The 14,787-nt window shown below is 36.6% G+C and carries 14 protein-coding genes and 1 other annotated feature; of the genes, 3 read left to right on the forward strand and 11 right to left on the reverse strand.

Annotation, left to right across the window (positions count from 1 at the left end; genetic code table 11):
- Nucleotides 1-42 precede the first annotated feature (42 nt).
- Genes AC0L0O_RS25410 through AC0L0O_RS25420 form a run of 3 tightly spaced genes read right to left on the reverse strand, consistent with a single transcriptional unit; the run spans nt 43 to nt 1,943 of the window.
- Complete coding sequence (locus tag AC0L0O_RS25410; protein ID WP_001226523.1) at nt 43-903, reverse strand: YihY/virulence factor BrkB family protein; 861 nt, start codon at nt 901-903, stop codon at nt 43-45.
- A gap of 6 nt (nt 904-909) precedes the next feature.
- On the reverse strand, nt 910-1,425 hold the full coding sequence (locus AC0L0O_RS25415; protein WP_001085396.1) for a DUF4075 domain-containing protein: 516 nt from the start codon (nt 1,423-1,425) through the stop codon (nt 910-912).
- Nucleotides 1,426-1,478: 53 nt separating this feature from the next.
- Nucleotides 1,479-1,943, reverse strand: coding sequence for a low molecular weight protein-tyrosine-phosphatase (locus tag AC0L0O_RS25420; protein ID WP_000250910.1), 465 nt, complete (start codon nt 1,941-1,943; stop codon nt 1,479-1,481).
- A 174-nt stretch (nt 1,944-2,117) separates the two neighbouring features.
- Between AC0L0O_RS25420 and AC0L0O_RS25425 the strand changes: the two genes are divergently transcribed.
- Nucleotides 2,118-2,342, forward strand: coding sequence for a DUF1128 domain-containing protein (locus tag AC0L0O_RS25425; RefSeq protein ID WP_000366197.1), 225 nt, complete (start codon nt 2,118-2,120; stop codon nt 2,340-2,342).
- Between the two features lie 191 nt (nt 2,343-2,533).
- Nucleotides 2,534-5,200, forward strand: a complete 2,667-nt coding sequence (locus AC0L0O_RS25430) for a cation-translocating P-type ATPase (RefSeq protein WP_000073712.1) — start codon at nt 2,534-2,536, stop codon at nt 5,198-5,200.
- A gap of 35 nt (nt 5,201-5,235) precedes the next feature.
- Here AC0L0O_RS25430 and AC0L0O_RS25435 read toward each other — a convergent pair whose 3' ends face one another.
- From AC0L0O_RS25435 to AC0L0O_RS25465, 7 genes are all read right to left on the reverse strand, one after another.
- Nucleotides 5,236-6,318 carry a toxic anion resistance protein gene (locus AC0L0O_RS25435; RefSeq protein ID WP_001064422.1) on the reverse strand — a complete coding sequence of 361 codons (1,083 nt, stop codon included), beginning with the start codon at nt 6,316-6,318 and terminating at the stop codon, nt 5,236-5,238.
- An 18-nt stretch (nt 6,319-6,336) separates the two neighbouring features.
- A complete protein-coding gene (locus AC0L0O_RS25440) occupies nt 6,337-7,968 on the reverse strand; it encodes a YceG family protein (protein ID WP_000492839.1) in 1,632 nt (543 codons plus the stop codon).
- Between the two features lie 109 nt (nt 7,969-8,077).
- Nucleotides 8,078-8,869 (reverse strand): TerC family protein, encoded by a 792-nt coding sequence (locus AC0L0O_RS25445; RefSeq protein ID WP_000025696.1) that lies wholly within the window; start codon nt 8,867-8,869, stop codon nt 8,078-8,080.
- A gap of 73 nt (nt 8,870-8,942) precedes the next feature.
- Complete coding sequence (locus AC0L0O_RS25450; protein WP_000236653.1) at nt 8,943-9,521, reverse strand: TerD family protein; 579 nt, start codon at nt 9,519-9,521, stop codon at nt 8,943-8,945.
- 80 nt (nt 9,522-9,601) lie between these two features.
- Nucleotides 9,602-10,186 (reverse strand): TerD family protein, encoded by a 585-nt coding sequence (locus AC0L0O_RS25455; protein ID WP_000146731.1) that lies wholly within the window; start codon nt 10,184-10,186, stop codon nt 9,602-9,604.
- A gap of 23 nt (nt 10,187-10,209) precedes the next feature.
- Nucleotides 10,210-10,806 carry a TerD family protein gene (locus AC0L0O_RS25460; RefSeq protein WP_001121586.1) on the reverse strand — a complete coding sequence of 199 codons (597 nt, stop codon included), beginning with the start codon at nt 10,804-10,806 and terminating at the stop codon, nt 10,210-10,212.
- 128 nt (nt 10,807-10,934) lie between these two features.
- Complete coding sequence (locus AC0L0O_RS25465; protein ID WP_001983901.1) at nt 10,935-11,813, reverse strand: ROK family protein; 879 nt, start codon at nt 11,811-11,813, stop codon at nt 10,935-10,937.
- 202 nt (nt 11,814-12,015) lie between these two features.
- On the opposite strand from AC0L0O_RS25465, the gene AC0L0O_RS25470 reads away from it, so the two are divergent.
- Nucleotides 12,016-12,954, forward strand: a complete 939-nt coding sequence (locus AC0L0O_RS25470) for an LPXTG cell wall anchor domain-containing protein (protein ID WP_001983888.1) — start codon at nt 12,016-12,018, stop codon at nt 12,952-12,954.
- Nucleotides 12,955-13,067: 113 nt separating this feature from the next.
- On the opposite strand, the gene proS is transcribed toward AC0L0O_RS25470, so the two are convergent.
- Entirely contained in the window at nt 13,068-14,498 is a 1,431-nt protein-coding gene (gene proS / locus AC0L0O_RS25475) for a proline--tRNA ligase (protein ID WP_001983912.1), read from the reverse strand.
- A 47-nt stretch (nt 14,499-14,545) separates the two neighbouring features.
- Nucleotides 14,546-14,752, reverse strand: a binding site (T-box leader).
- Nucleotides 14,753-14,787 lie beyond the last annotated feature (35 nt).

Below are 14,787 nucleotides of genomic sequence, written 5' to 3' on the forward strand. Positions count from 1 at the left end.
ATGAAATATCCCCCCTGTTCCTTATTATTATGGAACAAGAAGTCACTTTTCATTACGGGAATTATTGTCACCCGTCCTATAATGATGGAGTAAACCATTAATTTCGCCGCCAAGTAAAATTACCCATCCAGTTAAATAAAACCATAACATTAAAACAATGATACCACCGAGACCACCATATGTATTCGCGTAATTCGCAAACTTATCTACATAATAAGCAAATGAGTACGATACCACAATCCATCCGATAGTAGCAAATAACGCCCCTGATACAACTTCTCTTCTCTTTAATTTTCGATCAGGCGCAAACGTATATAAAAAGCTAAATAATGCAAACAAAACAAAGAAACTCGACACTAAACGCGTAACACTCCACGCATAAGAATAAGTATCTGATAAGCCAATTATTTCTGCCCCAATTACTTGTCCAAATACTGGGACAAGTAGTGCAAACACAATCATAAAAATGATTGCTAATGTAAACACGATAGATAACGCTCTCGTTTTAATAAAAGAGCGAGTTTCTGTCACATCATAAGCACGGTTAAAAGCGTTCATAACCGCATTTACTCCATTTGAAGCAAACCATAGCATCGATAATAAACCAAATGATAATAAACCACCATTTTGCTCATTTACAACTTTATCTACGTTTACTTCAATTAAGTTCATTGCATCTTCCGGTACGTACGGTTCTAATAAATCGAGCACACTTTCTGTTTGAAGGTCAATAAATCCAAGAAGCGTAATTAAGAAAACAAGCCCAGGAAAAATCGCAAGCAAGAAGAAATAAGCGAGCTGTGCTGCCAAGCCCGCTACATCATCGCGCATCGTCCGGTCATACAAATCTTTACCAAACGAATACGTACGATTTCTTCTTACCTTTTCTAAAATTTTTCTCATATATGTTTAAACGCTTTTCTTCTCTTCTTTATCTTGCTTCAACTCAATGTACGCTTCAGTTTTTTTTTCCTCAACATTAGAGTCTTTCATAAATAGTTCACGCGCTTCTTTCATACCGCCATCTTCAGCAACTACTGGCTCTTCTTCTACTTTCAGTTCATCTACTTTTGGAGATACAGCTTGAATTTCAATCGTTTCTGGCTTCTCTGCTGGCTCAACTTTTTTCTTACTAAAAATTTCTTTCGTTTCTTTTAACGTTTCTACAACAGAAGGCGTTAATTTTTTAATTTCTGCTACTTTCGCTTTCACTACATTTAAATCAGCAAGTTCGCGTCCTTTATCTGTAACAGTTTGCACTTTTTCTTTGATCTTTGCATTTTCACCGATTTCAATCATCTTTGTTTTTGCTTTTTCTGCAGTATTTTTTACTTTTTCACGGTTTTCTTTCTTCAACATAGATACAGCTACACCTGCAGCTACACCAATCGCAATGTTTCGAGCAATATTATTTTTCTTTGCCATATTCCTTCACCCTTTCATTTCTTATGTTAGAAAGTATTTCTTTCTAAGCTTCCTCATATTCCTTGTTCATTTCGAATGAAAGCTAATAGCTTTGCACACCCTTCTGTTACAAGGTCATATACTTCTTGGAAATTCCCTGTATAGTAAGGGTCGGGAACGTCTGTCCAGCCACCGTCTGGAACAAAATCGGACAGCCTACCAATATAGCCTCCAGTTTTACCTAAACTTTTTAAATCTGCTATATTCTTGTTGTCCATGGCAATAATATAATCAAACTTTGTTAAGTCTTCTTTTTCTACTTGCCTTGCTTTAATTCCTTCAAAAGTGACTGCATTTTCTTTTAAAATTTTTTGTGTTCCTTTATGTGGCGGATGGCCAACATGCCAATCTCCAGTTCCTGCAGAATCAATGACAATTTTCTCTTCGAGTCCCTCTTTTACGACAAGATCTCGAAAAATCGCTTCTGCCATTGGAGAACGGCAAATGTTCCCAAGACAAACAAACAATACTTGAACCATATTTTTGTTTCTTCCCTTCTTGGTGCATTTCTTAATATATACTTATAGTATAAACAACCAATTATTAAATATAAAGGAAATCCCTACTAATTTAATAGGATTGAAAAGATTCGTTAACGAAAATGATAAAAAATGTTAAGATAACCTTATGTTATTTTAAAGGGGGACACTTCGGTGGATTTATCCGTAAAGTCAGAAGAAAACGTTGAATATATGGTCGAAGCTATTAAAGAAAAATTACGTATGGTTAATGCTGGAGCAATGAGAGCTGCTAGCTTTAATGAAGAAATGTACGAAGACTTACGTGACATTTATGAGCATGTTATGAAACGTGAAACATTCAGCATTAGTGAAATGCAAGCTATTACAGAAGAATTAGGTACATTAATTAAAAAGTAAAAAAAGCCTCGCTTATGAGGCTCTTTTTTATTTCCAACAAATTCATGACAACTCTTCTCTTTCCCTCAACCAACTGTAAAATATTGTACAATAGAAGTAGAACCTCATCTTAGATTTTTTCTCCATACATACTACTCACAAATAATAGCAACACTACCATTGCTAACTGTTTTTACTGGAGGTGCTTACTTATGAGCAATTGGTACAGTAAGACGAAAGACCAAACATTAATTGACCTAGAAACAAATGAACAACACGGTTTAACAGAGGAAATTGTAAATGAACGTTTAACGCAATACGGTGCTAATGAATTAGCTACAAAACAAAAACGCTCTTTATGGCAGCGTATTTTTGCCCAAATTAATGACGTCCTCGTATATGTCCTTATTATTGCTGCCCTTATTTCTGCCTTTGTAGGTGAATGGGCTGATGCAAGTATTATTGCGCTTGTTGTAGTTTTAAATGCTGTTATCGGCGTCGTCCAAGAATCGAAAGCAGAACAAGCCTTAGAGGCATTGAAAAAGATGGCGACACCTAAAGCTATCGTCAAGCGAGATGGTGAACTAAAAGAAATTCCATCTGAACACGTCGTTCCAGGTGATATCGTTATGCTCGACGCCGGACGATATATCCCATGCGATTTACGCCTTATCGAAACCGCAAATTTAAAAGTTGAAGAATCTGCTCTAACTGGTGAATCTGTCCCTGTTGATAAAGATGCAATCTACCACCCTTCCATGCAAAGTGATGAACAAGTACCACTCGGCGATCAAAAAAATATGGCCTTTATGTCTACTCTTGTAACATATGGAAGAGGCGTCGGTGTTGCTGTTGAAACTGGAATGAACTCACAAATTGGTAAGATTGCTACCCTGTTACATGAAGCAGACGATGATATGACACCACTTCAAAAAAGCTTAGCACAAGTCGGAAAGTATTTAGGCTTTGTTGCTGTAGCTATTTGTATCGTTATGTTTCTCATCGGCTTTTTACAAGGACGAGATACACTAGAAATGTTTATGACTGCTATTAGTTTAGCTGTTGCAGCTATTCCAGAAGGTTTGCCAGCTATCGTTTCCATCGTTCTTGCAATTGGTGTGCAGCGCATGATTAAACAAAATGTTATCATTCGGAAGCTACCAGCTGTTGAAGCTCTCGGTTCTGTTACAATTATTTGTTCAGATAAAACAGGTACGTTAACACAAAATAAAATGACCGTTACTCACTTTTATAGTGATAACACATACGATCAATTAGAACGTTTAAATGTAAATAATGATACACAACGTCTATTGTTAGAAAATATGGTGCTATGTAATGATGCGTCTTACAACAATGAATCACAAACGGGGGACCCGACTGAAATTGCCCTTCTTGTTGCCGGAAGCACTTTTAACATGCAAAAAGATCATTTAGAAAAAATACATGAACGTGTTAATGAGCTACCTTTCGATTCAGATCGTAAAATGATGTCAACCGTGCATACATACGATGAAAGCTACTATAGCATGACGAAAGGTGCTATCGATAAACTCTTACCTCTATGTACCCACATATTTAAAAACGGTAAAATCGAGGGTCTAACAGAGGATGATAAAAATCAAATATTAGAAGCTGCTGAGGTAATGTCTCAAGAAGCTTTAAGAGTACTTTCATTCGCATTTAAACAATACAACTCAAGCGATGTGGATATAAATCATCTTGAAGAAAACCTCATCTTTATTGGTCTTGTCGGTATGATTGATCCACCGCGAACTGAAGTAAAAGACTCAATTTCAGAATGTAAAAAAGCTGGTATTCGTACAGTTATGATTACTGGTGACCATAAAGATACTGCCTTTGCAATTGCCAAAGAACTTGGCATTGCTGAAGAAATATCTGAAATTATGATTGGAACTGAATTAGATAACATTTCAGATACAGAACTAGCAAACAAAATTAATCACTTACATGTATTCGCTAGGGTCTCTCCAGAACATAAAGTAAAGATTGTAAAAGCATTACGCGCGAAAGGAAATATTGTTTCTATGACTGGTGATGGTGTCAATGACGCTCCATCTTTAAAGCAAGCTGATGTTGGCGTAGCGATGGGCATTACAGGAACAGACGTTGCAAAAGGGGCAGCGGATGTCGTGTTAACAGACGATAATTTCTCATCTATCGTGAAAGCTGTTGAGGAAGGTAGAAACATTTATCGTAACATAAAAAAATCAATTCTCTTCCTACTCTCTTGTAACTTTGGAGAAATTATCGCTTTATTTTTAGCGATTTTACTTGGCTGGGCGACACCATTACGACCAATTCACATTTTGTGGGTGAATTTAATTACAGATACACTACCTGCATTGTCACTTGGTGTTGACCCTGAAGATCCTGATGTGATGAAGGAAAAACCACGACATGCGAAAGAAAGCTTATTTAGCGGTAGCGTTCCTTTTCTTATTTTCAATGGGTTTGTCATTGGACTTTTAACGCTAATAGCCTTTATCGCTGGAGCAAAGTTCTATACTGGAGATACAAATTTATTCCCTCTTTTCCCAGAGCGAATTGATGAAGATGCTCTATTACATGCTCAAACGATGGCATTTGTTGTTCTTAGTTTTTCTCAGCTTGTTCATTCATTTAACTTGCGCTCAAGAACGAAATCGATTTTTTCAATTGGGATTTTTACAAATAAATATTTAGTCTTCTCCCTTCTTATCGGTGTTCTTATGCAAGTTTGTATCATCTCCATCCCGCCCCTTGCAAATATATTCGGTGTGCATGCATTAACGATGCGAGATTGGGGATTTGTTCTTTTATTAAGTATCATTCCGCTTGTTGTGAATGAGTTCATTAAATTAGTGAAGCGAAACTAAAAGGCAATGAGGATTAATCCTCATTGCCTTTTCATTTATCCTTGCAATTCTTTTTTTATGTTCTCTGTTAATGTAGCCATACGCTTACGACTTTCTTCACGCTCACGCTTGTTTTGCTCTTCAATTTGCTGTGTTTCTTGCATACCTCTTGAAATAATGTTCCAAGTTTCCTCAAGCGTTTCCATCTTAATGCTGGAAGAACCTGATAATCTCGCTACTTCCACACTTTGCGTTGCGATATTTTGTGCATTTTTCTTAAGTAATTCATTTGTGCGGCGATCCAGTTCAGCCATAGAATCTGCAACAAGCTTTTGGCGCTTCGCATTTACCGCCTGAATGATACCATTTTTAAAGATCGGAATCGTCGTAATAAATGCTGTATTGATTTTACCAATTAATTTATTGTTACCACGTTGAATCATACGAATTTGTGGTGCTGTAAGTAAAGCAACCATACGTGCCTTTTCTAAATCATCGATACGTTGTTCTAGAATTTCAACAGAGTTTTTAAGCGACTCTAATTCAATACCTGCTAATTGATCATTATTACGTACACGCTCTTCATACATCGGAACCAACTCTGTATTCAAACGCTCTAATAACATTTCTCCTGCTACTACGTATTTTTCTAAGTCTAAATAATATTTTAAGTTTTGCTCATATAAACCATCTAACGTACCAATTGATTTTTTCATTTCATCTTGATACTTCGTAATTTCCACATACACTTTATCAATTTCACGGCCCATCGTTTGATACTTGCTAAAGATTTGTTCAATCATTTTATCCGCTTTTTTGAACATACGTGAGAAGAAACCACTTTTCTCTTCCGCAAAGTCTTTGCTATCGAATCGGTCCATAATTTTACCAAGTTGTTTTAATAATTCACCAGAGTCTTCTATTTTTGATAATGACATCGTATGTAAAATTTGATCAGCAAAACGTGAAATTTCCATAGAAGGTTCTTTTCCAAGTTCAATTAATTCTAATTGATCTTTAATATCTACTGCATTATAAATACGTTGTACATCCGCATCTTGTCTAAGTTGCAAGCGCACATTTTGTGCTGTTTGCTCATTTAATTCTGTTTTCGAATCTAGTACGACTGGGTTATTCATATGGTATTCTCCCTTTCCTTATAAAAATGGACGAAATAGTCCTTTTATTGTTTGTGATAAATTTTTATAGGCTGATGAACCATGAAACTCAAGATCGAAATTAACTTCTTCCAGCCAATGTGAATCAAATGCCCCTGCTTCAATATACGGTTCAATATCGTTTCTTCCCGTTGGATTAAAATGAAATACATCTACTCCAATTTGATTTAAAAATAGTAATAAAACAGCATCAGAACGAGTTAATTCTCCACTTTTCTCATTATTAAATATAACAATTTTCGGTACATCTTGTGAATAATCAAATTTCTCAAGTTGTTCTAAAATATTAGGCGGTATTTGAGAAAGTTGCGCGAAAACATATAGTGCTACATCTTGTTTCGTCTCTTTTGCAATTGGCTTACACATTTCACTTTCACACGTATGGATAATCGCCTCTGCAATCCCATGTTGTAACCCTTCTGGTAATCGCTTATGTGGCCACCAATGACTGTTCATAATTAAATCTGGATGTAATTTCCCCCCACGGTCTAATGCATCTCGATAATGATATTGGAAATTTGCTTTTTGTTCTTTCGTAAACGGGAATGTATTAATTAATAAGCTGTTATCAAATGATGTAACTGCCTTTAATCGCTGAAAATATTCTTTATCATTCTTTGAAACCCCTGATATTTTTGCAAATAAAGAAGGAATATAAATGTGTTTATTCTCAACAAAGAATGTCGGGCGTACAAATGCCTTTTCTTTCGTAATTAAAAAGAGTTCATCATATGTTGTTTTTAATGTACGAGCTACAGGTGTATAGGAACGGAATTGCCACGGCTTGTATAATAGTGAATTATCGTGGTGAAGTACTTGTTCAATTTCTTTTGAAGCTTGATATGCTACTGTTGCAACACGCTCGCGGCGACGATCTGGAAATGGCTCGAGAGAAATACGACTAGAATGAGACACGACAAAAGTTCTTGCCTCTTCATCAATATTCTCAAATCCATCTTTTCCTTCTGGGTGATAATAAAGCACATCACAACCGAGCATAATAAGAAAATATAAGAAATATATACGACTTTCCTGTGCATCACCATACCAAATGATACGTGGCATTTGTTTCTTATAATTAATCGTAGAGAACCACTTTGCTACGTAATTTTCACTTAATTTAATTATATCGATTAAGAAACGACGGAAGCCTTCTGTCTTTAAAGATTGATTATGTTGTTTCTCATATAATTTCAATACTGAAATAAACGTCTTATGTATATAATGCTGTAAATCAGGATTGTCTACTTTCGGTAAAAGTTGTTTCCCAGATAAGTGTGCCACTAGCCTATTTACTGTCAGACCATTTGGTGCTTCTTGATGTAATCCGAACACTTCTTGAATATGACGAAGTTTTTCCGAATCGATTACTTTATTTAAATTTTGTTCGTGTAAAACTTCGATTCCTTTCGCTTCACTATAATCAAATAGTTCATTGAAATATTCATCTACATCATTAGGAACGCCAAGGATTCGACATGCTATATAACTAAATTTCATTTCATTCTCTGTCAGCTCATATTGTGGACGTTTTTCTAAAAGTGTTTCAAAGTGCTTTAAATCTGATTCATCTTTTAATGCATATGGTTGAAGTGTAAAACGTGAAAACACAACAGTTCACCTCCAAAAACATTTACGTTTTTTCTAAGTCCTTCTTCCATTATAAACTATTTTTAGTTATAAAAAATGGGCGCTCGTAAAACGAGCAAACCCATTTCAATTATTTATGGTTATTTTTAGTAGCTGCAACTTCTTCTTTAGCTTGTCCAGAATTCTTCACGTAGTGAAGTATAAATGTTGCTCCAAATGCTACAACTAAAATAATGAAGAACAATGTATGACTTACTTCAATATGAATAACAGACAGTAACATTTTTGCTGCAATAATTAAGATTAAAATATATGCTGTCGTTTCAAGTTCTGGAATACGCTCTAACAATTTTAAGAATACGCCAGCGATACCGCGCATCATTAAAATACCTAGCATTCCACCTAATAATAGAATCCAAACTTCATTTGATACACCAAATGCAGCAAGTACGCTATCTACAGAGAATGCGATATCCATTAATTCAACCATCGCAACTGTTCCCCAGAAGACACCAAACATTCTGAAGAGAATACTGTTTTGGTTCATACCATGAGCTTCCTCTTCTTCTGCATTACCTTTTCTTTTATCAATGAAGTATTTAACTGAAAGCCACGCTAAGTAAAGTGCACCTAACACTTTTACCCACGCTAATTTAATTAAGAACATTCCAATTCCAATTGCAATAAATCGGAATACATAAGCTCCAATAAGTCCATAGAATAATGCTTTTTTACGCTTTTCTTCCGGAAGGTGTTTTACCATTACTGCTAACACAAGTGCGTTATCAGCAGATAATAATCCTTCAAGTACAACAAGTGTACCAATTAATCCCCAAGATACTGGATCCTGCAACACTTTAATCCACATGTCCAAGTCGAAAAACTGAGCATACGTATCAAGGATTCCTTGCAAAATACTCATCTTACCTATATCCCCTATTCTTTGCTAGATTTATAGAAAGGTCAAAAAAAGGAAACGAATATCGTTTCCCTTCTTATGCATCCAAGCCATACGCTCTTACAAGCGCACCTAAACCACCTTGGAATCCGCTTCCTACTGCATTAAACTTCCACTGTCCATTATGACGGTATAATTCACAAAAGACAACTGCTGTTTCAATGGAGAAATCTTCCCCTAAATCAAAACGAAGAACTTCTTCATTCGTTTCTTCATTCGCTAAACGAACGAACGCATTTCCTACTTGTCCAAAGTTTTGACTACGGCCTTCCGCATCATAAATCGTAACTGTAATAGCAATTCTATGCACATCTGCTGGAACTTTCTTCAAATCTACAACAAGTTGCTCATCGTCGCCTTCACCTTCACCTGTGCGGTTATCTCCTGTATGTAGAACAGATCCACAAGGAGACTGTAAATTGTTATAGAAGATAAAATCAGTTTCCTTCGTACATTTTCCGTTCGCATCTAATAAAAAGGCAGATGCATCTAAATCGAAATCTGATCCACCGTCATAAGATTTAATATCCCATCCAAGACCAATTACTGCTTTTGTTAAACCAGGGCTTGTCTTACCTAAATCAATCTTCTGTCCTTTTTGCAATTGAATAACCATTTATATTCACCTCTATATTTTAATCTTAAAAAATATATCCATCAGTAAACATCTGTTTTACCGATGGATATATCAATCTATTACTCTACATCTAAACCGAAATTATTACATAGAGACGCTAATCCACCTTGGAATCCACTTCCGATTGCATTGAACTTCCATTCACCTGCATGACGGTATAGTTCACCTACTACTACCGCTGTTTCAATAGAGAAATCTTCTCCTAAATCGTAACGAATTAATTCTGCATTCTTTTCTTCATCTAAAATACGTACGAAAGAGTTAGAAACTTGTCCAAAGTTTTGGCTGCGTCCTTCTCCATCGTAAATTGTGATTGTGAAGCAAATACGTTCGATATGTGCAGGTACATTTTTCAAATCTACTTTAATCGATTCGTCATCGCCTTCACCTTCGCCAGTTCGGTTATCTCCTAAATGCTCTACAGCACCATTCGCACCTTTTGGGTTATTATAGAAGACGAAATCCTCTGCACCTGAAACTTTACCGTTAGCACCTACTAAGAAAATACTAACATCTAAATCGAAATCGTTTTGTCCGTCATAACGATTCGTATCCCAACCAAGTCCTACAAGAACTTTTGAAAGACCTGGATTCGTTTTTGTTAAGTCTACTTTTTGTCCTTTTTTCAATGAAATTGATGCCATATACAATTCCTCCTCTGTTTATATTATTGATAACGTGATACAATCTCACTTAAGTTTTTATCTTGTGTGCCTTCTCCAACAGCTGAAAACTTCCATTCACTTCCGTGGCGATACATTTCACCTGCAATTAGAGTCGTTTTGCCAGCATAATTATCCGATAAATTATAGCGTGCTAATTCTTCGCCAGTTTGCGGGTTTTGAATACGAATATATGCATTACGAATCATCCCGAAATCTTGACGACGATTTACACAGTCATAAATATTTACAACGAATACTAAACGATTAATACGGCTCGGAACTTTATGTAATTCTACGAAAATTGTTTCGTCATCACCAGCGCCTTCACCTGTTAAATTATCTCCTGAATGAATAATACTACCACAAGTAGAAAGCTTGTTTCCGAAGTAAACTAAATCGTTTTTATTTAAAAAACGATCTCCTTCTAACATAACAACGGATGCATCACAATCTACATTTGGTTTACTTCCAAATAATGAAGACAGAAACCCACCTGATTGCCCAATTGGATCCCAGCCTAAGCCAACCTGTAGTTTTGCTACTTTTGGTTGTCCTTTCGTTAAATCGATCTTTTGACCTTTTTCTAAAATAATAGGCATGCAGTTTCTTCCTTTCTACAAAGCATTTTCCAAGGCGGAAAATATTGTATTCTTCTCTTATATTGTAGCATTATTTACCTAGTGATAAAAAGGATAAATTCTCAGTTATATGAAAACATTCATATAACTTACTTATGATGATGTAAGAAGTGGTAAATAGCACCAATCATTCCTGCACGATTACCGTTTTGCGCAAGTTCAATCTCACAATTACTATAAATCTCTTTATTTAAGTATCTTTCTACCTCTTCTTTTACTTCTTTTAAAAACTGATCTCCTCTATCAGTAATTCCTCCACCAATAATAATTGTCTCTGGATTAAAAATATAAGCAAGGTTACTAATTCCAATCGCTAAATGTTTAAAGAAAACCTCAACTGCTTGCTTAACTTCCCTGTCGCCTTTATCATACAGTTCGAAAATCGTTTTCCCATTCCAATTACCTTCTCCTTTATAATTTCGTACAAGATGAATTAACCCTGAAATGGAAGCGATCTCTTCAAACGCTTTTCCTTCTATTAACATATTTCCCCATTCACCAGCACTAAATGAATGCCCTCTATATAACTCTCTATCTATAAAAATCGCTCCTCCAATACCAGTTCCAAGGGTAAGCATAATGAAATTTTCTTTCTCTCTTCCAATACCATTCCACTTTTCTCCCAGCGCAGCACAATTCACATCATTTTCAATAGATACGGGAACTTTTAATACCTCTTGCAATCTATTAATAATAGGAATCGTACTATAGCCCGGAATATGATCCGCCCCTCCCGTCACAACCCCTTTATTAACGTCAACAATTCCCGCAGTACTAATACCAATTCCCGAAATCGTATGTTCACTCACTAATTTTTTTGATAAAAGAATGAGTTTTTGAATAATTTGTTCCCCGCCCAAATGAATTTCTGTTGGAACTGTTTTGTGCTTTAGTACTATTCCTGTTTCTGAAACAATTCCATATTTAATTTGTGTACCACCAATATCAAATGCAATATATTCTTTCATCTGCTGTCACTTCCTCTACTGTAATGAGTGTAAAATTCTCACCACTCTACTATTCATAAACAATTTACACTAACACTTTTCTCTCTTTAGAAATACACCACCTTTTTCTATATATAGTTTTTTTGCATAAAACTCTTTTTCCTATGAAATATTACAAAGGGATGTATTTTAGATGGAATATTAATTTTTCAGGAGGAAATCAATGACGAAAATTTTCATTTTAGCATCAACTCTTTCTTTATCTTTCTTTAGTGGATTAAATATCGGTAATGCAGCAACAGAAAACTTCTCTCCAATAACAAACGCGATTGTACAAAATAACGATTATTTCGCAGAAGGTAACTCAAAAGATAATAATAAACCACCAGGAAACGGTGGCTCTCAGGACGATAGTGGTTCTGATGGCAATGGTTCCGATGGTAGCGGTTCTGGTGACAATGGCTCGGGTGGCAATGGCTCGGGCGGCAATGGTTCCGGTGACAACGGTTCTGGCGACGACGGTTCTGGCGGCAACGGTTCTGGTGGCAGTGGTTCTGGTGACAACGGTTCTGGCGGCAATGGTTCTGGCGGCAACGGTTCTGGTGGCAACGGTTCTGGTGGCAGTGGTTCTGGTGACAACGGTTCTGGCGGCAACGGTTCTGGTGGCAATGGTTCTGGCGGCAACGGTTCTGGTGGCAGTGGTTCTGGTGACAACGGTTCTGGCGGCAACGGTTCTGGTGGCAATGGCTCGGGTGGCAATGGTTCTGGTGGCAACGGTTCTGGTGGTAATGGTTCTGGTGGCAGTGGCTCGGGTGACAACGGTTCTGGCGGCAACGGTTCTGGTGGCAATGGCTCGGGTGGCAACGGTTCTGGTGGCAGTGGTTCTGGTGGCAGTGGCTCGGGTGACAACGGTTCTGGCGGCAACGGTTCTGGTGGCAACGGTTCTGGTGGCAATGGCTCTCAAGGCGGAAATCGTGTTAAAGGTGATAGCAGTTCTCAGGGAGGAAATGGCTCTCAAGGTGGTAATGTAAAAGATAATGCGAAAAAACAAGGCGATAAGTTACCTAATACGGCAACACATTATCCTGCATCTATTTTAATGGGACTTTCAACATTCCTAATCGGTATGTTACTATTTATTCGCCGCAAAAATGCAAAATAAAAACACATTCTTCCATCTAAAAAATACATGAAATAAATTATAAAACTAAAAGGACTTTGGATTGCATTTTTTTATGCACCCAAAGTCCTTTTCATTATCTATCAAAAAGAGCATTAATACGCTTTTCCCCAATAAACCATTTGTTTAGCTTCCTTCCCACAACAAACACATTCATCTGCTAAATGTTCTTGTTCAAAAGGCATACAGCGTGAAGATACTCCAACTTCTTCTTTTAGCTTCTCTTCACAAGCTAATTCTCCACACCACATTGCTTTAATAAACCCTTGCTTTTCATCCGCTAATTTTTTCATCTCTTCAAAATTCGTCACACTATACGTATTTTCATCACGAAATACTTTTGCTTTATTAAATAAAGAGTTATGAATTTCCTCAAGTAGTGCTGGAATGCGTTCTCCTAATTGATCCATTGATATAAACTCTTTTTCTTTCGTATCTCTTCTTACGAGTACAACTTGATTCTTTTCAATATCTTTAGGACCAACTTCTAATCGAATTGGAATACCTTTCATTTCATACTCATTAAATTTCCAACCTGGTGTTTTATTACTAGCATCTATTTTTACTCGTGCAACCTTTTGAATATGTCCTTGTAACTCTATCGCTTTCGCCAAAACTCCTTCTTTATGCTGCGCAATCGGTACAATAACAACTTGCACTGGTGCGACTTTAGGAGGCATTACAAGCCCATTATTATCACTATGAACCATAATAAGTCCACCTATCATTCTCGTTGATACGCCCCAAGATGTTTGGTGTACATATTGCCACTTACCGGTACGATCTAAAAATTTAATATCAAATGCTTCAGAGAAATTCGTTCCAAAGTTATGGGATGTTCCTGTTTGAAGTGCTTTCCCATCATGCATTAAGCTTTCAATCGTATAAGTTGCCTTTGCTCCCGCAAATTTTTCTTTTTCTGTTTTTTGTCCTTTAATTACCGGTATCGCTAAATAGTCTTCACAGAAAGAAGCATATAGATTTAAAATATTTAACGTTTCAGCTTGAGATTCTTCTGCTGTTTCATGAATTGTATGTCCCTCTTGCCATAAGAATTCTGTTGTGCGAAGGAATGGCCTAGTTGTTTTCTCCCAACGAACTACTGAACACCACTGATTATATAGCTTTGGCAAATCATTATAGGATTGCACAATTTTTGAAAAGTGCTCACAGAATAAAGTTTCAGATGTAGGGCGTATACAAAGTCTTTCTGCTAACTTTTCATCCCCGCCATGTGTCACCCATGCTACTTCAGGAGCAAATCCTTCTACATGATCCTTCTCTTTTTGTAATAAGCTCTCTGGAATAAACATTGGCATATACACATTTTCATGACCAGTTGCTTTTAACTTCTCATCCATAACTTTCTGCATATTTTCCCATAAGGCATAGCCGTACGGACGTAGAATCATACATCCTTTTACACTTGAATAATCAACAAGTTCTGCTTTTTTTACAATATCTGTGTACCACTGTGCAAAGTCCTCTTCCATCTTCGTAATCGCTTGTACTTGTTCTTTTGCCATAGTCAGTCTTCCTCCTTCTAGAAAATACAAAAAAGCCCGCGTCCCTAAATAGGGACCGAGCTTTGCCGGCGTTACCACCCTGATTCATGCACAAAAATTGCGCATGCTCTCTTTTTGATAACGGGAAATTCCCGCTGCATATGCAGAACGCAAAGGTAGGTTCCATATCGCCTTTTTAAGAATCTTTCAGCCTAGCGGATTCTTTCTCTGCAAAAAAGGTTGAACATGTACTAGTCCTTTTTCATCGTTATAACGAAATAAATTTGTTGAATATCATAATATAAATTTC

The organism is Bacillus sp. GS3m_15504 (assembly GCF_055825275.1).

Bases quoted from the DNA above. Each gene is read 5' to 3' on its own strand.
- AC0L0O_RS25410 (WP_001226523.1), bottom strand. From the start codon at position 903: ATGAGAAAAATTTTAGAAAAGGTAAGAAGAAATCGTACGTATTCGTTT.
- AC0L0O_RS25415 (WP_001085396.1), bottom strand. From the start codon at position 1,425: ATGGCAAAGAAAAATAATATTGCTCGAAACATTGCGATTGGTGTAGCT.
- AC0L0O_RS25420 (WP_000250910.1), bottom strand. From the start codon at position 1,943: ATGGTTCAAGTATTGTTTGTTTGTCTTGGGAACATTTGCCGTTCTCCA.
- AC0L0O_RS25430 (WP_000073712.1), top strand. From the start codon at position 2,534: ATGAGCAATTGGTACAGTAAGACGAAAGACCAAACATTAATTGACCTA.
- AC0L0O_RS25435 (WP_001064422.1), bottom strand. From the start codon at position 6,318: ATGAATAACCCAGTCGTACTAGATTCGAAAACAGAATTAAATGAGCAA.
- AC0L0O_RS25445 (WP_000025696.1), bottom strand. From the start codon at position 8,869: ATGAGTATTTTGCAAGGAATCCTTGATACGTATGCTCAGTTTTTCGAC.
- AC0L0O_RS25450 (WP_000236653.1), bottom strand. From the start codon at position 9,521: ATGGTTATTCAATTGCAAAAAGGACAGAAGATTGATTTAGGTAAGACA.
- AC0L0O_RS25455 (WP_000146731.1), bottom strand. From the start codon at position 10,186: ATGGCATCAATTTCATTGAAAAAAGGACAAAAAGTAGACTTAACAAAA.
- AC0L0O_RS25460 (WP_001121586.1), bottom strand. From the start codon at position 10,806: ATGCCTATTATTTTAGAAAAAGGTCAAAAGATCGATTTAACGAAAGGA.
- AC0L0O_RS25465 (WP_001983901.1), bottom strand. From the start codon at position 11,813: ATGAAAGAATATATTGCATTTGATATTGGTGGTACACAAATTAAATAT.
- AC0L0O_RS25470 (WP_001983888.1), top strand. From the start codon at position 12,016: ATGACGAAAATTTTCATTTTAGCATCAACTCTTTCTTTATCTTTCTTT.
- proS (WP_001983912.1), bottom strand. From the start codon at position 14,498: ATGGCAAAAGAACAAGTACAAGCGATTACGAAGATGGAAGAGGACTTT.